This is a genomic window from Pseudomonas sp. GD03903, from assembly GCF_029840045.1.
In the GTDB taxonomy this organism is placed as follows: domain Bacteria; phylum Pseudomonadota; class Gammaproteobacteria; order Pseudomonadales; family Pseudomonadaceae; genus Pseudomonas; species Pseudomonas pseudonitroreducens.
Genome location: NZ_JAOCBT010000001.1, coordinates 501,623 through 524,068, shown reverse-complemented (window position 1 = coordinate 524,068; position 22,446 = coordinate 501,623). Strand labels below are relative to the sequence as shown.

18 protein-coding genes and 2 tRNA genes are annotated in these 22,446 nt (G+C 65.2%); 4 read left to right on the top strand and 16 right to left on the bottom strand.

The features are described from left to right. Positions 1-11: 11 nt before the first annotated feature. Complete coding sequence (rlmB, locus tag N5C91_RS02265) at positions 12-764, bottom strand: 23S rRNA (guanosine(2251)-2'-O)-methyltransferase RlmB (RefSeq protein WP_205337752.1); 753 nt, start codon at positions 762-764, stop codon at positions 12-14. After that, on the bottom strand, positions 761-3,490 hold the full coding sequence (rnr, locus tag N5C91_RS02260) for a ribonuclease R (RefSeq protein WP_279827532.1): 2,730 nt from the start codon (positions 3,488-3,490) through the stop codon (positions 761-763). The genes rlmB and rnr overlap by 4 nt, the downstream gene beginning before the upstream one ends. Before the next feature lie 205 nt (positions 3,491-3,695). On the opposite strand from rnr, the gene N5C91_RS02255 reads away from it, so the two are divergent. After that, positions 3,696-3,782 (top strand) — tRNA-Leu (locus N5C91_RS02255). 146 nt (positions 3,783-3,928) lie between these two features. Continuing rightward, positions 3,929-4,015: transfer RNA gene (locus N5C91_RS02250), tRNA-Leu, on the top strand. A 182-nt stretch (positions 4,016-4,197) separates the two neighbouring features. Here the strand turns inward: N5C91_RS02250 and N5C91_RS02245 are convergent. The 13 genes from N5C91_RS02245 to N5C91_RS02185 form a co-directional block, all read right to left on the bottom strand. After that, complete coding sequence (locus N5C91_RS02245; RefSeq protein ID WP_279827530.1) at positions 4,198-6,132, bottom strand: methyl-accepting chemotaxis protein; 1,935 nt, start codon at positions 6,130-6,132, stop codon at positions 4,198-4,200. Between the two features lie 145 nt (positions 6,133-6,277). Further along, the gene (locus N5C91_RS02240; RefSeq protein ID WP_236171299.1) at positions 6,278-7,573 is read right to left on the bottom strand and encodes an adenylosuccinate synthase; all 1,296 of its coding nucleotides are present in this window, start codon (positions 7,571-7,573) and stop codon (positions 6,278-6,280) included. 63 nt (positions 7,574-7,636) lie between these two features. Continuing rightward, positions 7,637-8,815 (bottom strand): ATP phosphoribosyltransferase regulatory subunit, encoded by a 1,179-nt coding sequence (locus N5C91_RS02235; RefSeq protein ID WP_279827527.1) that lies wholly within the window; start codon positions 8,813-8,815, stop codon positions 7,637-7,639. A 31-nt stretch (positions 8,816-8,846) separates the two neighbouring features. Then, positions 8,847-9,032 carry a DUF2065 domain-containing protein gene (locus N5C91_RS02230; protein WP_279827526.1) on the bottom strand — a complete coding sequence of 62 codons (186 nt, stop codon included), beginning with the start codon at positions 9,030-9,032 and terminating at the stop codon, positions 8,847-8,849. Between the two features lie 107 nt (positions 9,033-9,139). Next, positions 9,140-10,009 carry a protease modulator HflC gene (gene hflC / locus N5C91_RS02225; protein WP_045216231.1) on the bottom strand — a complete coding sequence of 290 codons (870 nt, stop codon included), beginning with the start codon at positions 10,007-10,009 and terminating at the stop codon, positions 9,140-9,142. After that, positions 10,009-11,181, bottom strand: coding sequence for an FtsH protease activity modulator HflK (hflK, locus tag N5C91_RS02220; RefSeq protein ID WP_236199028.1), 1,173 nt, complete (start codon positions 11,179-11,181; stop codon positions 10,009-10,011). The genes hflC and hflK overlap by 1 nt, the downstream gene beginning before the upstream one ends. A 95-nt stretch (positions 11,182-11,276) precedes the next feature. After that, positions 11,277-12,578 (bottom strand): ribosome rescue GTPase HflX, encoded by a 1,302-nt coding sequence (gene hflX / locus N5C91_RS02215; protein ID WP_236171295.1) that lies wholly within the window; start codon positions 12,576-12,578, stop codon positions 11,277-11,279. Between the two features lie 12 nt (positions 12,579-12,590). Next, on the bottom strand, positions 12,591-12,839 hold the full coding sequence (gene hfq, locus N5C91_RS02210; RefSeq protein ID WP_017520393.1) for an RNA chaperone Hfq: 249 nt from the start codon (positions 12,837-12,839) through the stop codon (positions 12,591-12,593). Positions 12,840-12,945: 106 nt separating this feature from the next. Further along, on the bottom strand, positions 12,946-13,908 hold the full coding sequence (gene miaA / locus N5C91_RS02205) for a tRNA (adenosine(37)-N6)-dimethylallyltransferase MiaA (RefSeq protein WP_279827519.1): 963 nt from the start codon (positions 13,906-13,908) through the stop codon (positions 12,946-12,948). Positions 13,909-13,986: 78 nt separating this feature from the next. Then, positions 13,987-15,891 carry a DNA mismatch repair endonuclease MutL gene (gene mutL, locus N5C91_RS02200; protein ID WP_279827517.1) on the bottom strand — a complete coding sequence of 635 codons (1,905 nt, stop codon included), beginning with the start codon at positions 15,889-15,891 and terminating at the stop codon, positions 13,987-13,989. Further along, positions 15,888-17,318 (bottom strand): N-acetylmuramoyl-L-alanine amidase AmiB, encoded by a 1,431-nt coding sequence (gene amiB / locus N5C91_RS02195; protein WP_236171292.1) that lies wholly within the window; start codon positions 17,316-17,318, stop codon positions 15,888-15,890. Before amiB ends, mutL begins: the two co-directional genes overlap by 4 nt. A gap of 7 nt (positions 17,319-17,325) precedes the next feature. After that, complete coding sequence (tsaE, locus tag N5C91_RS02190) at positions 17,326-17,793, bottom strand: tRNA (adenosine(37)-N6)-threonylcarbamoyltransferase complex ATPase subunit type 1 TsaE (RefSeq protein ID WP_236171291.1); 468 nt, start codon at positions 17,791-17,793, stop codon at positions 17,326-17,328. After that, on the bottom strand, positions 17,781-19,277 hold the full coding sequence (locus N5C91_RS02185; RefSeq protein ID WP_279827512.1) for an NAD(P)H-hydrate dehydratase: 1,497 nt from the start codon (positions 19,275-19,277) through the stop codon (positions 17,781-17,783). Before N5C91_RS02185 ends, tsaE begins: the two co-directional genes overlap by 13 nt. Positions 19,278-19,381: 104 nt before the next feature. Here N5C91_RS02185 and queG point away from each other — a divergent pair, with 104 nt between their 5' ends. Next, positions 19,382-20,443 carry a tRNA epoxyqueuosine(34) reductase QueG gene (queG, locus tag N5C91_RS02180; RefSeq protein WP_279827634.1) on the top strand — a complete coding sequence of 354 codons (1,062 nt, stop codon included), beginning with the start codon at positions 19,382-19,384 and terminating at the stop codon, positions 20,441-20,443. Positions 20,444-20,538: 95 nt separating this feature from the next. Here the strand turns inward: queG and orn are convergent, their stop codons facing one another. Next, complete coding sequence (gene orn / locus N5C91_RS02175; protein WP_279827510.1) at positions 20,539-21,081, bottom strand: oligoribonuclease; 543 nt, start codon at positions 21,079-21,081, stop codon at positions 20,539-20,541. 89 nt (positions 21,082-21,170) lie between these two features. Between orn and rsgA the strand changes: the two genes are divergently transcribed. Next, the gene (rsgA, locus tag N5C91_RS02170; protein ID WP_279827508.1) at positions 21,171-22,202 is read left to right on the top strand and encodes a small ribosomal subunit biogenesis GTPase RsgA; all 1,032 of its coding nucleotides are present in this window, start codon (positions 21,171-21,173) and stop codon (positions 22,200-22,202) included. Positions 22,203-22,446 lie beyond the last annotated feature (244 nt).

Genomic DNA, 22,446 nt, shown 5'->3' with positions numbered 1-22,446 from the left:
CTACAGAAAGGCTAGGCGCCGGCCTTGAGCTGGCGCTGGCGGACGATCTCGAACAGGCAGACGCCGGTGGCCACCGAGACGTTCAGGCTGCTGACGCTGCCCTGCATCGGCAGCTTGGCGAGATAGTCGCAGTGCTCGCGGGTCAGGCGGCGCATGCCCTTGCCCTCTGCCCCCATCACCAGCACGGTCGGCCCGGTGAGGTCGAGCTCGTACAGCATCTGGGTTGCCTCGCCGGCAGTACCGACGATCCACAGGCCGCGCTGCTGGAGCTTCTCCAGCGTACGCGCAAGGTTGGTCACCGCCACCAGCGGGATCACCTCGGCGGCGCCGCAGGCGACCTTGCGCACGGTAGCGTTGAGGGTGGCGGACTTGTCCTTCGGCACGATGACCGCCAGCGCGCCCGCCGCATCGGCGGTACGCAGGCAGGCACCAAGGTTGTGCGGATCGGTCACGCCATCCAGCGCCAGCAACAGCGCCGGGCCGGTGGAGCGCTCCAGCAGCTCCTCCAGCATGTTCTCACCCCATACCTGGCTCGGGCTGACCTCGGCGACCACGCCCTGGTGCACCCCCTCAGCCCACTCGTCCAGCTCCTTGCGGTCACGCGTGCCCACCGGCACACGCACCTGGCCGGCCAGCTCGACCAGCGCCTGAACGCGCGGATCATGCCGACCTTCGGCCAACCATAGCTGCTTGACCCGCTTCGGGTGATGGCGCAGCAACGCTTCTACGGCATGGACCCCGTAGACCTTTTCCCACTGACTCATTTCTTCGCCTTACCTTTGCCTGCCGGAGCGCCGGTCGATGCACCCACCTTAGGCTGCGACGCCCCCTTGCGGTGCTTGGTTGACTTGCCGGACCGGGCCTTCTGCTTCGAAGGATTGCGCGGCTTGCCAGCGGCGGACGCGGGCTTGCCCTTGCCGGTCGCCGGCTTGTTACCACCGACCTTGGCCTCTTCGAGCAGCGCCTTCTTCACTTCGCGACTCTTGCGCACATCGGTATTGCCGAGCATTTCCTCGGCCTTGGCGAGCATTTCCGGGGCCACCGAAGGTAGCGCCTGGACTACGCCAACCTTGCGCTTGCGTGGCTGGACGGCAACGTCCGGAGCAAGGTAGGGATCGTCCGCGACCGCACGAGGAGCCCTGACCGGCTTATCTTTTGCCGCTCCGCCCTTGGGCGCCTTGCCCTTGGCGACTTTGCCCTTGGCAACCGGCTCGGCCTTGTCGCCACGCTTCTTGCGGCCGATCGGCGCGCTCAGCACATTGTCGGAGAGCTCGAAATCGATCTTGCGCTCGTCCAGGTCAACACGCGCCACCACGACTTCCACGCTGTCGCCGAGGCGGAAGCTGCGGCCGGTGCGCTCACCGGCGAGGCGGTGATGCACGGCGTCGAAGTGGTAGTAGTCGCCCGGCAGCGCGGTGACGTGTACCAGACCTTCCACGTAGATGTCGCTCAGCTCGACGAAGATGCCGAAACCGGTCACTGCGGTGATCACGCCGGGGAAGGTCTCGCCCACGCGCTCGCGCATGAACTCGCACTTCAGCCAGTTGGTGACATCGCGGGTCGCCTCGTCGGCGCGGCGCTCGGTCATCGAGAACTGCTCGCCCAACTGGGCCAGGCGCGCTTCGTCGTACGGATAGATGCGTGCCTTGGGCATGCTCGCGGCGCCGGCGCGCTGCACGTGCTCCGACGCCGCCTTGGAGCGGATCAGGCCACGGATGGCGCGGTGGGTCAGCAGGTCCGGGTAGCGACGGATCGGCGAGGTGAAGTGGGTGTAGGCCTCGTAGTTCAGGCCGAAGTGGCCGGCATTCTCGGGGCTGTACACCGCCTGGCTCAGGGAGCGCAGCATCACGGTCTGGATCAGTTGCAGGTCCGGGCGGCCCTGGATGGACTCCAGCAGCTTCTGGTAGTCCGCCGGAGTCGGATCGCCCTTGCCGCGATACAGCGTCAGCCCCAGCTCGCCGAGGAACTGCCGCAGGTTGTTCAGCTTCTCTTGCGGCGGGCCGTCGTGGACGCGATACAGCGCGGGGATGGCGTGCTTTTCGAGGAACTTGGCGGTGGCCACGTTGGCCGCCAGCATGCACTCCTCGATCAGCTTGTGCGCATCGTTGCGCTGGGTCGGGCGGATTTCCGAGATCTTGCGGTCCGCGCCGAAGACAATGCGGGTTTCCTGGGTCTCGAAATCGATTGCCCCACGCACGTGGCGCGCACCGACCAGGACCTTGTACAGGTCATAAAGCGTATTGAGGTGCGGCACCACCGCCGGCAGTTGTTCCTTCAGGCGCTGGCCTTCAGGACTATCCGGGGTTTCAAGGTACTGGCTGACCTTGGTGTAGGTCAGGCGCGCATGGGAATGGATGACCGCCTCATAGAACTGGTAGTCGGTCATCTTGCCGGCCTTGGAGAGATTCATCTCGCAGACCATGGCCAGGCGGTCGACCAGCGGATTCAGGGAGCACAGGCCGTTGGAAAGAATCTCCGGCAGCATCGGGATCACGCGCTCGGGGAAGTACACCGAGTTGCCGCGCTTGGCCGCTTCTTCATCCAGGGCCGAACCGACCTTCACATAATGAGAGACGTCGGCGATGGCGACGAACAGCTTCCAGCCGCCGCCTTTGCGCTTCTCGGCGTAGACCGCGTCATCGAAGTCACGGGCGTCCTCGCCGTCGATGGTGACGAAAGGCAGGGCGCGCAGGTCGACACGCTTCTCCTTGTCCTTCTCCAGCACCTCGGGCTTGAGCTTGGCGGCTTCCTTCTCCACGGCCTCGGGCCAGGTATGCGGAATATCGTAGCTGCGCAGGGCGACTTCGATTTCCATGCCCGGCGCCATGTAGTCACCCAGCACTTCCACCACTTCACCCTGGGCCTGGCGATGCACGCTCGGCCAGACATCGATACGCACCTGGACGAACTGGTTGTGCTTGGCCTTGCCGGCCTTGCCCGGCGGGATCAGGACTTCCTGCTGGATCTTCGGGTTGTCCGCCACGACCGTACCGATACCGCTCTCATCGAAGTAGCGACCAACGATGGTCTCGTGGGCGCGCTCGACCACCTCCACGATCGCGCCTTCACGGCGACCACGGCGGTCGAAGCCGGACACACGCGCCAGGGCGCGATCGCCGTCGAACACCAGGCGCATCTGCGTCGGGCTGAGGAACAGATCGTCGCTGCCGTCATCGGGAATCAGGAAGCCGAAGCCATCGCGGTGGCCGGCGATGCGGCCGAGGATCAGGTCGAGCTTGTCCACCGGCGCGTAGGCGCCACGGCGGGTATAGATAAGCTGGCCGTCGCGCTCCATGGCGCGCAGTCGGCGGCGCAGTGCTTCTTCCTGCTCTTCGCCGGAGAGGCCGAGCTCATCGAGCAATTGGGCCCGCGTCGCGGGCGCGCCACGTTCGGCGAGATGCGCCAGAATGAGTTCGCGGCTGGGAATGGGGTTGTCGTATTTTTCCGCCTCGCGGGCGGCCTCGGGATCGAGGTTTTGCCAATCGGCCATTAAAGTGCGGTCACCTTATATATAGGGGTATGGTTCGCCATCTGCTTATTGAAGCGCGAAATCCGCTCGTCGGTCAGCTTCGGGCGAGAATAAATTTTTTATCGCATCAGGGGTTTACAAGCGAAAACGCTCTCCGTATAGTTCGCGCCCACAGCGTCAGACAGACGTTGTAACACGGAAACGATGAGTAATCATCGACTCCAGTGCCCAGGTGGCGGAATTGGTAGACGCACTAGGTTCAGGTCCTAGCGGTGGCAACACCGTGGAAGTTCGAGTCTTCTCCTGGGCACCACTTATTCAAGGATAAAGTCAGTCGCTGACAGGCTTTAGCAGGCGGGTTCGGAACCCTGATAACCGAACAATAGACCGCCCGATGCAACCAAGGGTTGCATCACCGCAAGACGATGAGCGATCATCGCACCCCATGCTGAAAAGCATGCCCAGGTGGCGGAATTGGTAGACGCACTAGGTTCAGGTCCTAGCGGTGGCAACACCGTGGAAGTTCGAGTCTTCTCCTGGGCACCATCTTCAAACAAAAAAGCCGAGCATAGCTCGGCTTTTTTGTTTTCGGCTTTCCGCTATCCGGAACCCAAACTTGGCGTAGGAGCGGACTCCGTCCGCGATAGATTACCGGCAGCTCGGAGCCAGCCTGCTGCACATCGCGGACAAAATCCGCTCCTGCGAAAAAGCCAGAACCGTGCGCACCTTCAAGCCTTGAACTGCCCCAGGCTGGCACGTAACTGACCGGCCAACCCATCGAGCACTCGCCCACTGCTGGCCGTCGCACTCACCGCTTCCGAGGCTCGACTTGCTTCAGCATGGATCACCTCGACCCGTCCGCGCACCGCCGCAGCGCCAGCCGCCTGTTGCTGCGCCGAATGAGTCGCCGCTTCGATGGCACCGTGCACTTCCTCCACCGCACTCTGCACTTCCCGTTGCAGCCGCTCGCTATCCTGCAACGCGGCCAACCCCTGGACGGCCTGCTCACGAGCCTGCCCGATAGCCGAGACCGCCTCCCGCGCCCCCTGCTGCAACGCATCGATATGCGACTGGATATCGCCGGTGGACTGCTGCGTCTTGCTCGCCAGCGCTCGCACCTCGTCCGCCACCACGGCGAAACCGCGGCCACTTTCACCCGCACGCGCCGCTTCGATGGCCGCGTTCAGTGCCAGCAGGTTGGTCTGCTCGGCGATACCGTGGATCACCGAGAGCACCACTTCGATCTGTTCGCTCTGCCGCGCCAGGCGCTCGATCACGCCGGCACCGCTCTGCACACGGGACTCCAGGGTTTCGATCAGGCCACCCACCTTGTGCGCAATGGCTGCATTGTCCTGCGCCGCCCTGCGTATCTCGCCGACCCGCGCCAGGGCCGCCTGCATGGAGCGACTCTCCACTTCCGCTTCCGCCGCCATCCCGGAAAGCGCCTCCAGGCTGCCAGCCACTTCATTGCGCTGCCGATCCGCCGCCGCCTCGGCACTGGCGCTGCGACTGGCGAGCGCGGCAATCTCGCTGCCGGTCTGCTGCGCCACCTGCCCGGCCTCGCGGACGATGGGTTGAAGCTTGTCGACGAAGCGATTCACCGCCCTCGCCATTTCACCCAGCTCATCGCGGCTGTCCAGGCGTACACGACGGGTCAGATCGCCCTCTCCCGCCGCCAGATCATCCAACGCGTCGATCAGCAGGCGCAGGCGATTCACCACGCGGCGGCCGAGCACGATTGCCAGACACAGCAACACACCAAGGCCAACCAGCACCAGACCCATACCGATCCGCCAACGCAGGGTACCGGCCGCTTCTTCGATGGAGGTCCTTGCACCGCGACTCATGTCGTCCGCCGCCTGCTTCGCCGATTGCAGGCGCGCCGTGAGCGCCTTGGTGCTGTCGGCGGCGGCAGCAGCGAGACTATCGCCCACCAACTGGTCGCCACTGGCGACCAGCGCGGAGAAGCGCTGGTCCAGCGCCGCAATCTGCTTCTCGATGGCATCGGTGGAGACACCCAGGCGCACGGTACCGATGACCACACCGTTAGGGCTGATCGGCGCCTCGACGAGGAATACCGAATCGTCGTGGCTCGCCGCCTCGAGCACCTTGTCCAGCGCGCGCTCGCCCTTGCCTTTCTCCAGTAGCGCCTTGACCCGCGCATCCTCGCGATTGAGGTAACGGGTCAAGTGCTGCCCCTGGGGATCGTCATACACGACGAAAAGCACATTGGGGTTGGCCTGCGCGCGCCGAGCGTAGTCGGAGAGCACCGGCACGTCGTTATCCCACATGGCCTTGGGCGCCACGGCGGCGAGCAATTGCGCCAACTCAGTGGCGGACTGGCGCAGGCTCTGCTCCAGCCCCTGACGTAGCTCGCCCTGCTCTTCCTCCAGGCGCGCAGAGAGTGCCGAACCCAGGCGCTCGCGGGTACGCGCTGAAAGCTCATTCAAGCCGGAAGTCACCTCGCGGCCAGCCTGCTCCAGCTCACCGGCCAGGCGTTGCGATTCGTTACCCAAGTGTGTTCCCAGGTCGCTGACCAGCCCCTCGACGGTACTGCGGGTAAGCCAGAGAGCAATTGCCAACTGCACCAGCAGCGCGGCACCCAAGGCGATGAAAGCGGGGCGCAGCAAGCGGCTGCGCAACAGAGACAGGACGGCGGACACGGCGGGCTTCCTCCGGATGCAACGGATGTCTGGCGCGAAAGGCGCCAATGCGTTTCACCAGCAAAGCGCGTGCCGCCGCGCAGGATCGAACCCCGGAAACGACAACGGGCCGCATGAGCGGCCCGTTGCAGTGTACGGCTCTGAATCAGCCGAACGGATGGCGCAGGACGATGGTCTCGGCACGGTCCGGGCCGGTGGAGATGATGTCGATGGGCGCACCGACCAGCTCCTCGATGCGCTTGATGTAAGCACGCGCATTGGCCGGCAGGCCTTCCAGGCTCTGCACGCCGACGGTGGACTCGCTCCAGCCCGGCAGGTCTTCGTAGATCGGCTGCAGGCCGATGTAGCTGTCGGCGTCGGTCGGCGCATCGGTCAGCAGCTCGCCGGCGGCATTCTGGTAGCCGGTGCAGATACGCACGGTTTCCAGGCCGTCGAGAACGTCCAGCTTGGTCAGGCACAGGCCGGACAGGCTGTTGATCTCGATGGCGCGACGCAGGATGACGGCATCGAACCAGCCGCAACGACGGGCACGCCCGGTGGTGGCGCCGAATTCGTGACCGACCTTGGCCAGGCGCGCACCGACGTCATCGAACAGCTCGGTCGGGAACGGGCCGGAACCCACGCGAGTGGTGTAGGCCTTGGTGATACCCAGGATGTAGTCCAGGTACAGCGGGCCGAAGCCCGAACCGGTGGCAGTACCGCCTGCGGTGGTGTTGGAGCTGGTGACGAACGGGTAGGTACCGTGGTCGATATCCAGCAGCGAGCCCTGGGCGCCTTCGAACATGATGTTCTCGTTGGCACGGCGCAGGTCGTGCAGGGTCGAGGTCACGTCGGTCATCAGCGGACGCAGCTCTTCGGCGTAGGCCATGCACTCGTCCAGAGTCTTCTGGAAGTCGACGGCCGGTTCCTTGTAATAGTTCTGCAGGACGAAGTTGTGGTAGTCCAGCAGCTCGCCCAGCTTGGCGGCGAAGCGCTCGCGGTGGAACAGGTCGCCCACGCGCAGGCCGCGACGGGCCACTTTGTCTTCGTAAGCCGGGCCGATGCCGCGACCGGTGGTACCGATCTTCGCGTCGCCACGGGCCTTCTCGCGAGCCTGGTCCAGGGCTACGTGGAAGGACAGGATCAGCGGGCAGGACGGGCTGATGCGCAGGCGCTCGCGCACCGGTACGCCCTTCTCTTCCAGCTTGGCGATCTCGCGCATCAGCGCGTCGGGGGCCAGCACCACGCCGTTGCCGATCAGGCACTGCACGCCTTCGCGCAGGATGCCCGACGGAATCAGGTGCAGTACGGTCTTCTCGCCAGCGACCACCAGGGTATGACCGGCGTTGTGGCCGCCCTGGTAACGCACCACGGCAGCAGCCTGGTCGGTCAGCAGGTCGACGATCTTGCCTTTGCCCTCATCACCCCACTGGGTGCCCAGGACTACGACATTCTTACCCATAACTCTTGTCCCCTTGGATGTTCGGTGCCGGCCGCGGCCGGCGGAAACTCGAAGTGACGCGCTTCAGAGCGCGATCACCTGCCAATTGCCATCGCGAGCCAGCAGTTGCTGGTCGCAGCCCGCTTCGGTAGCCGAAGCCGCATCCTGCCCGGGCAGCGCCTGTACCACGCGCACACCCTGACGGCGCAACTGCTGCACCGCCTGCCACAATCCGGCGCCATCGGCCGGCGCCCAGACTCCACTGCGCGGCTCGTCAAGCTGAGCGCGGCCGAGAGTGACCAGGGTCTTGAGGTCGGTAGAGAAACCGGTAGCCGGACGCGCACGACCGAAGTCGGCGCCGATGTCGTCGTAACGACCACCCTGGGCGATGGACTCGCCAACCCCAGGCACGAACGCAGCGAACACCACGCCCGTGTGATAGTGATAGCCACGCAGCTCGCCGAGGTCGAAATACAGCGGCAGCTGCGGGAAGCGCGCGGCCAGCGAGTTGGCGATGGCGGTGATGTCGGCCAACGCGGCCTGCACCGGAGCCGGGGCGCCAGCGAGCACTTCACGCGCCTGGTCCAGCACTTCGCGGCCGCCACACAGCTCGGCCAGCGCACGCAGCATGCCGGCGAGCTCGGCGGACAGACCTTCGGTCAGCGCCGCGACTTCGTCCACGGCCTTGCGCTGCAGGGCGTCGAACAGCAGTTGCTCGACCTCACCGGAAAGACCGGCAGCCTGGGCCAGGCCACGGTAGATGCCAACATGACCGAGGTCCATGTGCACATCCGGCACCTGGGCCATCTCGAGCATGTCCAGCAGCAGACTGATGACTTCGACGTCACCTGCCGAGTCAGTATTGCCGTAAAGCTCGGCACCCAGCTGGATCGGGCTGCGCGAAGTGGCCAGCGCACGCGGGCGGGCATGCAGCACGCTGCCGGCGTAGCACAGGCGATTCGGGCCTTCGCGACGCAGGCTGTGGGCGTCCATGCGCGCCACTTGCGGGGTGATGTCCGCGCGGAAGCCCATCAGGCGGCCGGAAGCCGGATCGGTGACCTTGAAGGTACGCAGGTCCAGATCCTGGCCGGCACCGGTCAACAGGGATTCCAGGTATTCGATATGCGGGGTGACGACGAACTCGTAACCCCAGCGCTGGAACAGGTCCAGCACCTGACGGCGGGCTGCTTCAACGCGCGCCGCCTCCGGTGGCAGCACTTCTTCGATCCCATCTGGCAGCAGCCAGCGGTCTACCGTTGCCATCTCGCCTCTCCCCTTTCAGCCGGGCGGCACTTCAATGAATGCAGTAAAGAAGGACGGTGCCGAGCAGCATGCTGCCCAGCCCGATGAGTCTCAGACTGCGGTCGCCAAGGCGCCCGAGCCCGCTCACGGCGTCGCGCCAACCACGCGGAATCAGGAATGGAAGGATGCCTTCCAGCACCAGCAACAGACAGAACGCCTTGCCGAATTCCTGCCACATGGTTCTCGTACATCATTCTCGCGGACGCAAAAAAGCCGGGATTTCCCGGCTGACCCATGATAACACGATTTCTCCGACGGGCGCTGCCGCCCGCCGGAGAGTTTGACTCAGGGTTTAGCTTTTTCCAGATAGCGGAAGAACTCGTTGCTCGGATCGAGCACCAGCACGTCCTTCTTGTCCGCAAAGCTCTCGCGATAAGCCTTGAGGCTGCGGGTGAAGGCATAGAACTCCGGATCGGCAGCGTAGGCCTTGGCGTAGATCGCCGACGCCTTGGCATCACCATCACCACGGGTTTCTTCCGATTCGCGATAGGCCTCGGCCAGCAGCACACGACGCTGACGATCGGCATCCGCACGGATACCTTCAGCCAGTTCGCGACCCTTGGCGCGATGCTCGCGAGCCTCTCGCTCACGCTCGGTGCTCATGCGCTCGAACACGCTGCGGTTCACTTCCTTGGGCAGGTCGATGGCCTTGACGCGAACGTCGACCACTTCGATACCCAACTCCTTCTGCGCCATGCGGTTCAGCGAAGCGGTGATATCGCCCATCAGCGCATCACGCTCACCCGACACCACTTCGTGCAGGGTGCGCTTGCCGAACTGGTCACGCAAACCGGCTTCCAGACGGCGGGACAGGCGCTCGTCGGCGATCTGCTTCATACCCGAGGTCGCCGTGTAGAAGCGCTCGGCATCGGAGACGCGCCACTTGGCGTAGGCGTCGACCATCACCGCTTTCTTCTCCAGCGTCAGGAAGCGCTGGGTCGGCGAATCCAGGGTCAGCAGGCGGCCGTCGAACTTGCGCACCGTGTTGACGTACGGAATCTTGAAGTGCAGACCCGGCTTCACATCCGGCTCGACCACGCGACCGAAGCGCAGCATCACCGCGCGCTCGGTCTGTTGCACCACGTAGACGCTGCTCCAGACGGCAACAGCAACCACCACACCCGCGATGAGGGCGATCAGGGACTTGTTACTCATCAGCGGCTCTCCCGGGTACGCGTGTCACGCTGCTGCAGGTCGCTGGCGACCCGCGAACCGATATCCGGCGTGCTGCTGCTCGCGCTGGGCGCGCTGCTCGGAGCTGCCGAACCACGGCCATCCATCATCTTGTCCAGCGGCAGGTAGATCAGGTTGTTCTGACCTTGCTTGCCGGTGACCAGCACCTTGCTGGTCTGACTCAGGACATCCTGCATGGTGTCCAGATACAGACGCTGACGAGTGACTTCCGGAGCCTTGTGATATTCACCGGCCAGCTTGGTGAAGCGATCAGCCTCACCCTGGGCGCGGGAGACCACTTCATCGCGGTAGCCATTGGCTTCCTCGATGATGCGCTGGGCCTGGCCACGGGCTTCGGGCACCACGCCGTTGGCGTAGGCTTCGGCCTGGTTCTTCTCGCGCTGCTCATCCTCGCGGGCACGGATCACGTCGTCGAACGCTTCCTGTACTTCACGCGGCGCGGCGGCGCTCTGGATGTTCACCTGGGTCACCGTGATACCGGTCTTGTAGGTATCGAGGAAACGCTGCAGACGATCACGCACCTCGGTGGCCATCTGTTCGCGGCCCTCGGTGAGGATCTTGTCCATGGTGGTCGAGCCAGCCACGTGGCGCAGGGCGCTTTCGGTGGCGTGCTGCAGGCTCACTTCCGGCTGGTCGACGTTGAGCACGAAGTCCTTCAGGTTGCTGACCTTGTACTGCACGGTCAGCGGAACCTCGACGATGTTCTCGTCCTCGGTGAGCATCTGACCCTGCTTGCTGTAGGCACGCTCGCGGGTGACGTTCTCCTGGAACTTCTTGTCGATCGGCGGGAAGTAGATGTTCAGGCCGGGGCCCACGGTCTCGTGGTACTGACCGAAGCGCAGGATCACCGCCTGCTCCTGCTCATCCACCACGTAGATGGCGTTGTACAGCCACAGCACGGCGAGAATCGCCAGGCCGATACCGAACAGACCGAGGCTACCGCCCCGACCACCGCCGCCACCGCCCGAACCACTGCCGCGCTTGGGTTTGCCAAAAATTCCGTTCAGGCTGTCTTGCAGCTTGCGGAAGGCCTCATCCAGATCAGGAGGACCCTGGCGACCACCACCACGGCGTCCACCCCAGGGGTCCTGGTCGTTCTTGTTCGAGTTGTCACCCGGCTCATTCCAAGCCATAGCGCTCTCCATCTGATAACGCGAAAACGCGCCTACGGCGCGCCCACCTATGCTACCGAATGCCCATTACCCTGCCAAAAACAGTGTGCCGGGCTTTATTGCAAAGTGTGTTGCGCAATGAACTCCGCCGGCTGCCAGCCTTCGCGGCTCACCATGCGGTTCAACTCGACACGCGGCAGGCGGACCTGCAAAACGGCGCGTCCCTGTTCGTCGTGATTCTCCGACTGTACCGCACCCAGCTCGAAGAACTGAGCCCGGAGTCGTCCGAGGCGCTGTGGCAGACAGAGCGTTCCGACGAACATGTCCTCCCCCAGCAACTCGGCGACCGCCTGCTCGAGCAATTCCAGTCCGCGCGATTCCCGCGCCGACAGCCAGACACGAACCGGCTTGCCCAGCTCGTCGCGCTGGATCATCGGCTGCATGTCCGGCAGCAGGTCGATCTTGTTGTACACCTCGAGCATCGGCAATTCGTTCGCGCCGATTTCTTTCAGCACCGCCAGCACCTGTTCGATCTGCGCGTCGCGATCCGGCTCGTGGGAGTCGATCACGTGCAGCAGCAGATCGGAGTTGCTGGACTCTTCCAAGGTAGCCCGAAACGCCTCCACCAGCTTGTGCGGCAGGTGACGAATGAAGCCCACGGTGTCGGCCAGCACGATCGGCCCGACGTCATCCAGCTCCAGGCGGCGCAGGGTCGGGTCGAGGGTGGCGAACAACTGGTCGGCCGCATAGACCTCGGAAGTGGTCAGCGCATTGAACAGCGTGGACTTGCCGGCGTTGGTGTAGCCCACCAGGGATACCGCCGGAATCTCCGCCCGGCGACGGCCACGACGAGCCTGCTCACGCTGGCTGCGGACCTTTTCCAGGCGGGACTTGATCTGGCGGATACGCCCACGCAGCAGGCGGCGGTCGGTTTCCAGCTGGGTTTCACCCGGGCCACGCAGGCCGATACCGCCTTTCTGGCGTTCAAGGTGAGTCCAGCCGCGTACCAGACGCGTGCTCATGTGTTCCAGCTGGGCGAGCTCCACCTGCAGCTTGCCTTCGTGGGTACGGGCGCGCTGGGCGAAGATGTCGAGGATCAGCCCCGTACGGTCGAGCACGCGACATTCGAGCGCTCGCTCGAGGTTGCGCTCCTGGCTCGGCGTAAGGGTGTGATTGAAGATGATCAGCTCGACCTTCTCGGCGTGGACGAGGTCGTGCAACTCTTCGACCTTGCCGCTGCCGATCAGGTACTTGGCTGAGGGCTGATGGCGCGAAATGCTGACGAAAGCAACCGATTCCGCGCCTGCCGAACGGGCCAGCTCCTGGAATTCCTGCGGGTCTTCGCGCGCCTCGGGGTCCTGACCTTCCAGATGGACCAGAATGGCCCGTTCCCCACCACCCGGGCGCTCAAAGAACAAGGCGGACTCCCGTCAAACGTTGCCCGGCTCGGCCGGTTGATCACCGGTGGGCAGGCGCACGGGGCGGCTGGGAACCACGGTGGAGATAGCGTGCTTGTAGACCATCTGGCTGACAGTGTTCTTCAGCAGGATGACGAACTGGTCGAAGGATTCGATCTGACCCTGCAGCTTGATGCCGTTGACCAGGTAGATGGAAACCGGAACGCGTTCTTTGCGCAGGGTATTGAGGTAAGGGTCTTGTAGCGAATGCCCTTTTGACATATGCCGCACTCCTTGTAAGGGTAAAAAACTGATTTAGTAGTAGTCGAATTTGGCTTAACGCCGTCCTGAACCCCAAGGATAGACGGCCGGAATTAAGGTCTCGAGCCTATATGGAGACCGCCTCAAAGTATTTCAAGGCACGCGGCAAATTGTCGCTTGCCTGACTGTCCAACCAGTGTAGATCGCTCCAGCTGCGGAGCCAGGTGAACTGGCGCTTGGCTAGCTGCCGCGTGGCGATGACGCCGCGCTCCACCATCTCAGCGTAGGACAGTTTGCCCTCGAGGTAATCCCATACCTGTCGGTAACCCACCGCTCTTATGGACGGTAGCCCCACGTGCAAGTCACTCCTTGCGCGAAGGCGTTCGACCTCGGCGATGAAGCCCTGTTCCAGCATCTGGTCAAAACGTTGCGCGATACGCTCGTGCAATACCTGGCGCTGCAGAGGCGCGATTGCCAGATGAGCCACAGTATACGGTAATTGTCCACCGCCTTGCGCGCCGAGACCCGCATTTTCACGCGCCTGGCGCAGGCGATGTGCAGTCATGGACATACCGCTCACACGGTACACCTCAAGGGCCCGGACAAGTCGCTGGGGATCGTTGGGATGGATACGTGCAGCCGACTCCGGGTCGACGCGGGCCAGCTCCGCATGCAGGGCGCCCCAGCCTTCAGCGGCGGCCCAGGTCTCCAGCTCAATCCGCACGGCGGGGTCGGCGCTGGGCATATCGGCCAGCCCTTCCAGCAACGCCTTGAAATACAACATGGTGCCGCCAACCAGCAGCGGGATCTTCCCGGCCGCGGTGATCTCGGCCATGGCCGCCAGGGCGTCAGCGCGGAACTCCGCCGCCGAATAGGCCTCGCTGGGGTCACGGATGTCGATCAGGCGGTGCGGAAACTCGGCCAGCACTTCACGAGAAGGCTTGGCAGTACCGATGTCCATGTCGCGGTAGATCAGCGCCGAGTCCACGCTGATCAACTCCACTGGCAGCAAGCGCGCCAGTTCCAGCGCCAGGTCGGTCTTGCCGGCGGCGGTGGGGCCCATGAGAAAAATGGCGGGAGGCAGGGACATCGGGAGCTCGTTATTGCGCACTGCTGAATCGATTGGCGCGCAGTTTACTGCACTTTCCTGAACGCAACCTTACGGAAATCAACGTCCGCGCAGGAACAGCTTGTCCAGTTCGTCGAGCCCCAACTGGGTCCAGGTCGGGCGGCCGTGGTTGCACTGGCCGCTGCGCTCGGTCACTTCCATGTCGCGCAACAGGCCGTTCATCTCCGGCAGGGTCAGACGCCGGTTGGCGCGTACCGCGCCGTGGCAGGCCATGGTGCCGAGCAGCTCGTTGAGGTGCGCCTGGATACGGTCGCTGGTGCCGTACTCCAGCAGATCGGCAAGCACGTCGCGCACCAACTGGGTGGCCTCGGCCTGCTTGAGCAGCGCGGGAATCTGGCGGATCGCCAGGGTTTCCGGGCCGAGCCGCTGCAATTCAAAGCCCAGCCTGGAGAACCAGCTGCCATGCTCTTCGGCGCAATCCGCCTCGCGCTCGCTGACGGCGATAGACTCCGGCACCAGCAGCGGCTGGCCGCGCAGGCCTTCGCTGGCCATGGCGGTCTTCAGGCGTTCGTACATGATGCGTTCGTGAGCAGCGTGCATATCCACCAGCACCAGGCCGTGGGCGTTCTCCGAGAGGATATAGATGCCCTTGAGCTGCGCCAGGGCATAGCCCAGCGGCGGCACGTCCTGGCTGCTTTCCGGCAGCGCCTGCGGCGCCTGGTCGGGCAACGGAGCGAAGTAGGCCTTGTAGGCGCCCTGGGCCTCCTGGATCGGCGGCATTTCCGGGCGGTTCGGCTGATAGCTGTAGTCGCCACCAGCGCCGGAGCCGGCGGAAGTCGGACTCGGCTGCCAGGCGCGCGCGGCGGCAGGAGCCTCGAGCACGGTCTCGGACAGGCGCATCTCGCCCTGCGGGCCGAACTCGCCGGCTTCCGCGCCAGTGGGGCGCGGCACAGTCAGACTGGTCGCTCCCGGCGGCGCCAGCTGATCGTCCGGGCGCACTTCCGCCAGCGCCCGGTGCAGGGTGCCGTAGAGGAAGTCGTGGACCATGCGGCTGTCGCGGAAGCGCACTTCGTGCTTGGTCGGGTGGACGTTGACGTCCACCACCGCGGGGTCAACCTCGAAGAACAGCACGAAGGTCGGATGCCGGCCGTTGTACAGCACGTCGCGATAGGCCTGGCGCACGGCGTGGGCGACCAGCTTGTCGCGCACCATGCGGCCGTTCACGTAGAAGTACTGCAGGTCCGGCTGGCTGCGGGAGAAGGTCGGCAGGCCAACCCAGCCCCACAGGTGCAGGCCATTGCGCTCCACCTCGATGGGCAGGGCCTGCTCGAGGAAGCCGGAGCTGCACACCGCGCCGACGCGGCGGGCGCGGGAGGCTTCGTCCTTCGCTTCATGCAGCGAGAGGATGGTCTTGCCGTTGTGGCGCAGATGGAAAGCCACGTCGAAGCGCGCCAGGGCCAGACGCTTGATGACTTCCTGCAGGTGATCGAATTCGGTCTTCTCGGCGCGCAGGAACTTGCGCCGCGCCGGGGTGTTGAAGAACAGGTCGCGCACTTCGATGCTGGTGCCCACCGGGTGCGCCGCCGGCTTCACCGTGGATTCCATGTCGCGCCCCTCGACTTCCACCTGCCAGGCCTGCTCGGCGTCGGCGGTGCGGGACGTCAGGGTCAGACGCGAGACGGAGCTGATCGAGGCCAGCGCTTCGCCACGGAAGCCCAGGCTCATCACCCGCTCGAGGTCTTCCAGCTCGCGGATCTTGCTGGTGGCGTGGCGCGCCAGTGCCAGTGGCAGGTCGTCGGCGGGGATGCCGCTGCCATCGTCACGCACACGCAGCAGCTTGACGCCGCCCTGTTCGACTTCGACATCGATGCGCTTCGCACCGGCGTCCAGGCAGTTTTCCAGCAGTTCCTTGATGACCGAGGCGGGCCGCTCGACCACTTCGCCGGCAGCGATCTGGTTCGCCAGCCGCGGAGTCAGCAGCTGGATTCGGCGAACGTCACTCATTGCTGCGACGCCAGGGCAGTGCCGGGAATGTTCAGCACCTGGCCGACCTTCAGAGCATCGGTCTTCAGGCTGTTGGCGCTACGGATCGATGCGGTACTGACGTCATAGCGGCTGGCGATCATGCCCAGGCTCTCGCCGGCGCGCACCACGTGCTCGCGGGGACCGGAAGCCAACTGACCGCCGTCACGCAGCGAAGCGATATAGGTGCCCGGCGGCGGGGTCTGCACGAAGTACTGGCGCACACCGCTGGCAATGGATCGCGCCAGCGCCTGCTGGTGCGAACCACTGGCCAGCTTGGCCGATTCGTTCGGGTTGGAGATGAACCCGGTTTCCACCAGGATCGACGGGATATCCGGAGACTTCAGCACCATGAAGCCGGCCTGTTCCACCCGACGCTTGTGCAACGGGGTGACACGCCCAACGCTGGTCAGGACCTTGTGGCCGACGTCCAGGCTGGAAGACATGGTGGCGGTCATCGACAGGTCGAGCAGCACGCCGGCGAGCATCTTGTCCTTGTCGTCGAGGTTGACGCCGCCATCACCGCCGATGAGGTCGGAGCGGTTTTCCGTGTCGGCCAGCCAGCGCGCGGTCTCGGAGGTGGCGCCACGATCGGACAGGGCGAACACCGAGGCACCGAAGGCGCTGCGGCTGGGCGCGGCGTCGGCATGGATGGAAACGAACAGGTCCGCACCCTTCTTGCGGGCAATGACGGTGCGGTTGCGCAGCGGGATGAAGTAGTCGCCGGTCCGCGTCAGTTCGGCGCGGAAGCCCTTCATCTGGTTGATCTGCCGTTGCAGTTCGCGGGCGATCGACAGGGTGATGTTCTTCTCGTGCAGGCCGTTCGGGCCGAGAGCACCGGGGTCTTCGCCGCCGTGACCGGCGTCGATGGCAATCACGATGTCACGCTTGCCGCCGCTGCTGGGCGCGGGAATCTTGGCGACCGACTGCGCCGGGCTGACCGGGGTGGCGGGTACGCTGGGGGTCGGGGTCGCCGGTACGTCCGGGGCGATGTCGGCGCCCTGGTCATACAGGTCGACGACCAAGCGATTGCCGTACTGCTGGTTCGGCGGCAGCACGAAGCTCTTGGGCGTGACCTGGTTCTTCAGGTCCAGCACCAGGCGCAGGTCGGTAGGCGAGCGCTGGGCAGAGCGCATCGCGGTGATCGGCGTGTTGCTCAGCTTGAGCTTGTCGAGCGCAGCGGCCATCTGCGCGCCATTGATATCGACGACGATGCGGTTGGGTGCACTCAGGGTGAACAGACTGTGCTGCACGGGACCGGACAAGTCGAACACCAGACGTGTGTTGTCCGGCGCGCGCCAGATGCGCACGCTCTTGATTTGCGTGGCGGCAGAAACCTCGCCGGCAAAGAATGCCAGCAGAACGGACACCCCGATAAACAACGCCCGAAGGCGCAACCCCCAACCCATCTTTTTTCTATGCTCCCGTGGCCAGGGCGGCACACCAGGCTTCGCCCCGTGTTCCGTGCGGGTCGAGGCGCAGCATGCGTCCGCCCGCATGCGGAACAATGGTAATGTCCATGTCGGCCTTTGGCAAAATGCCTTTGCCGCGCTCCGCCCACTCGATCAGGCACAGTGCGTCGCCCTCGAAGTAGTCGCGGATACCGAGGAACTCCAGTTCTTCCGGATCGGCGAGGCGGTAGAGGTCGAAGTGGAAGGCGCGCAGATCGCCGATTTCGTAGGGCTCGACCAGGGTAAAGGTCGGACTTTTCACCGCTCCGGCATGGCCCAATCCGCGCAGAATGCCGCGCGAGAGGGTCGTCTTGCCCGCCCCCAGGTCTCCGTGCAGGTAGATCACCCCGCGTCCGCCGGCTGCCTCGGCAATCCGCCGACCGAGGTCGACCATGGCATCTTCGCCGTCGGCGAAAAGATTCAGTTCAGGCATGGGGACAGCTCCTCGAGCAACTGACGAACGGCAGGAATCAGATCGGCGGCTGCCAGGCCGCGACCTTGCGCACCGAGCGACTCGCCGGCACATGCATGCAGCCAGACTGCCAGGCAGGCGGCATCGAACGCAGGCAAGCCCTGCGCCAGCAGCGCACCGAGAATGCCGGACAACACATCGCCGAGCCCAGCGCCCGCCATGGCAGGGTGACCATGACTGCACAGCGCCAGCCGTCCATCCGGAGACGCGACCAAGCTGCCGACGCCCTTGAGCACGACCACGGCCTGATAGCGCTGTGCCAGTGCGCGCGCCGCATTCGGGCGGTCCGCCTGGACCTCGGCGGTGGTTATCCCCAGCAGACGCGCCGCTTCGGCGGGATGGGGAGTGATCAACCAGTCAGCGGACGGACGAGCGACCAGCCCTTCGGACAGCAGATTGAGCGCATCGGCGTCCCACACCTGCCGGCACGCCAGGCTCGCCGCGGCACTGACCAGCACACGGCCCCAGGCTTCGCGACCGATACCGGGCCCCACTACCAGGACATCGGCGCGCTCGGCGAGACGCAGCAGCTCGGCGGAAGAGGAAACGCCGCGCACCATCAACTCAGGCCGGCGAGCCAACGCCGCGGGCACGTGGGCCGTGCGCGTCGCCAGGGAAACCAGCCCGGCACCACAGCGCAGCGCGCTTTCCGCTGCCAGCAGAGCGGCGCCACCCATGCCGGTATCGCCGCCGATCACCAGCGCATGGCCGAACTGGCCCTTGTGCGCGGCCTTCGGGCGCGCAGCCAGGCGAGCCAGCGAGGCAGGAGCGAGACGGCGCGCCACGCCGTCCTCGGAAATCAGCGCAAGATCGGCATCGAGCCCGTCGAACGCCAGTTCGCCACACTGATCGGGGCCACTGGCGGTGAACAGACCAAGCTTGAGGCCGATGAAGGTCACGGTCAGGTCGGCGTTCACCGCGCAACCCAGCACTTGCCCAGTGTCGGCGCTGAGACCGGAAGGGATGTCCACCGCCAGCACCGGCAGTCCGCTGGCGTTGATTGCGCCGATGGCCGAGGCATAGGGCTCGCGCACCTCGCCACCGAGGCCGGTGCCCAGCAGCGCATCTACCAGCACGCCGCGCAGTTCGGCACGCTCGCTCCAGGCATCGATAGCCACGCCGACTGAGCGCGCCTCGCCATGGGCCGAGGCGGCATCGCCGGACAGCCGCGAAGCCTCGCCCACCGCCAGCACGCGCACGCGCCAGCCGGCGCGCAGGGCCAGGGCCGCTATCAGGTAGCCATCGCCGGCGTTGTTGCCATGGCCGGCCAGGACGGTGATCTCGCCGGCATCCGGCCACTGGCGGCGCAGGGCGCGCCAGGCAGCATGGGCGGCACGGCGCATCAGCTCGAAGCCGGGCGTGCCAGCGGCGATCAGGCGTGCGTCGAGGTCACGTACCTGCTGGGCGCTGTAGAGATCAAGGGGCAGATTATCGTGGGCAGTCATCGCGAATCCGGGCGGCAGGGTGTGTCGCCTTGGCTGGCGGGCAGGCCGACGCCGGCAAGGTCTGGCAGAATTATACGCACCCGGACTTCGGTTTCCTGCCCTCCATGCACGATTCAACGCTCGACCATGACGACCTCGCCCGCGCCATCAAGGACTGGGGGCGCGAACTCGGCTTCCAGCAGGTCGGCATCAGCGGGCTCGACCTGGAGGCGCACGGTGCGCACCTGCAGCGCTGGCTGGCCGCCGGCTATCACGGCGAGATGGACTACATGGGCGCCCACGGCAGCAAGCGCTGGCGGCCGGACGAACTGGTGCCCGGCACCCTGCGGGTGGTGTCGCTGCGCATGGACTATCTGCCCGGCGACACGCGCATGGCGCAGGTGCTGGGCGATCCGGAGAAGGCCTATGTATCGCGCTACGCCCTGGGCCGCGACTACCACAAGCTGATTCGCAAGCGCCTGCAGCAACTGGCCGAACGCATCCAGCAGCGGGTGGGGCCGTTCGGTTTCCGCGCCTTCGTCGATAGCGCGCCGGTGCTGGAGAAGGCCATTGCCGAGCAATCGGGCCTGGGCTGGATCGGCAAGAACACCCTGGTGCTCAATCGCAAGGCCGGCAGCTATTTCTTCCTCGGCGAGTTGTTCACCGATCTGCCACTGCCGGTGGACGCGCCGCACGGCACCGAGCACTGCGGGCGCTGCTCGGCCTGCATGGACATCTGCCCCACCGCCGCCTTCGTCGCACCCTATGTGCTGGATGCGCGGCGCTGCATCTCCTACCTGACCATCGAATTGAAGGGCTCGATCCCCGAGAACCTGCGCCCGCTGATCGGCAACCGGGTGTTCGGCTGCGATGACTGCCAGATGGTCTGCCCGTGGAACCGCTTCGCCCGCGCCACCGACCAGCACGACTTCCAGCCGCGCCACAGCCTGGACAACGCCGCGCTGGCGGAGCTGTTCCTGTGGACGGAAGAAGAGTTTCTCAGCCGTACCGAGGGCTCGCCGCTTAGGCGCGCCGGTTACGAACGCTGGCTGCGCAACCTGGCCGTGGGCCTGGGCAACGCACCGTCGACTATTCCGGTGATCGAGGCACTGCGCGCGCGGCGGGAGTTCCCATCGGAACTGGTGCGCGAGCATGTGGAGTGGGCGCTGGGCCGGCACGGCGCTTGAGGCTCTTGTAGGGCGCATAACGCGCCAGCGTTATCCGCCGCGCACGTCGGCGGATAACCTGTTCCAGGTTATCCGCCCTACGAGATGCCGCCCACTCAGAGCTTGATGAAGTGCTCGCGGTAGTAGCGCAGCTCGGCGATGGACTCGCGGATGTCGTCCAGGGCCAGGTGGGTGTTGCCCTTCTTGAAACCGTCACGCACCGAAGGTGCCCAGCGCGCGGCCAGTTCCTTGAGGGTGGAGACGTCCAGGTTGCGGTAGTGGAAGTAGCCTTCCAGCTTCGGCATGTGCCGATAGAGGAAGCGGCGATCCTGGCAGATGCTGTTGCCGCAGATCGGCGAGCTGCGCTTGGGTACCCACTTCTCCAGGAAGGCAATGGTCATCGCCTCGGCTTGCGCGGCGGAGATGGTGCTTTCGCGCACCCGCTGGGTCAGGCCGGACTGGCCGTGCTGGCGGGTGTTCCACTCATCCATGCCGGCGAGCAGCTCCTCGCTCTGGTGCACGGCGATCACCGGGCCTTCCTCGAGGATGTTCAGCTCACTGTCGGTGACGATGGTCGCCATCTCGATGATGACGTCCTTGTCCGGGTCCAGCCCGGTCATTTCCAGGTCGATCCAGATCAGGTTCTGCGGGTTCTGCATGATGGGGCTCCTCAGCTCAGCCCCCTAGTTTAGCGGGAAGCGCACCAGTGCATGCTAAACTGCGGCGCGATTTTCCCTGTGGATTCCCTATGGCCAAGCGTCACCTAACCCGCCGGCAGAGCTGGCGGATCGAAAAAGTCCAGGAAGAGCGCGCTGCCCGCGCCGCCAAGCGCGAATCACGCGCGCTGGAAGAACTGGAAGGCGGCGACCTGGGTCCGGAACAGACCGGGCAGGTGATCGCCCACTTCGGCGTCCAGGTGGAAGTCGAGGCCCAGGACGGCGACGACGCCGGCCAGGTGTTCCGCTGCCACCTGCGCGCCAACCTGCCACCGCTGGTGACCGGCGACCAGGTGGTCTGGCGCCCGGGTAACCAGGGCATCGGGGTGATCGTCGCGCAACTGCCGCGGACCTCCGAGCTGCGCCGCCCCGACATGCGTGGCGTGCTCAAGCCGGTGGCGGCCAACGTCGATCGCATCGTGATCGTCTTCGCCCCGCGCCCGGAACCCCACGCCAACCTGATCGACCGTTACCTGGTGGCTGCCGAACACGCCGGTATCAAGCCGCTGCTGCTGCTGAACAAGGCCGACCTGATCGACGAGGAAAACGCCCCCTTCCTCGATGCGCTGCTGGGCACCTACCGCGAGCTGGGCTACCCGTTGCTGGAAGTCTCGGCCGCCAACGGCCTGGCACTGGACGCCCTGCGCGCCGCGCTGAACGAACACGTCAGCGTATTCGTCGGCCAGTCCGGCGTGGGCAAGTCGTCGCTGGTGAACGCACTGCTGCCCGGGGTCGACACGCGTGTCGGCGACCTCTCCGAAGTTACCGGCAAGGGCACCCACACCACGACCACCGCACGGCTGTTCCACTTTCCCGCCGGCGGCGACCTGATCGACTCCCCCGGCATCCGCGAATTCGGCCTCGGGCATGTCAGCCGCGACGATGTGGAGGCCGGCTTCATCGAATTCCACGATCTGCTTGGCCACTGCCGCTTCCGCGACTGCAAGCATGACCGTGAACCGGGCTGCGCTTTGCTCAAGGCATTGGAAGAAGGGCGCGTCTCGCCGCAGCGGATGAACAGCTACCGGCACATCCTCGCCAGCCTGCCGGAAGACGAATATTGATTGGCGGATAAAGCGTTCCGCTTTATCCGCCCTACACCGATGCGAGCCGTAGGGCGGATAACCCTCACGCGTTATCCGCCGCACCGATGTTGCCCAGGCCGGTAGGAGCGAGCTTGCTCGCGAACAGCTTCCGCAGCGGCGTTGATTCGCGAGCAGGCTCGCTCCTACGAAGAGCACGCCTCGGCCAATCAATGGCATGAAGCGCAACGAAGAAGGCCAGCTTTTCAGCTGGCCTTCTTCGTTT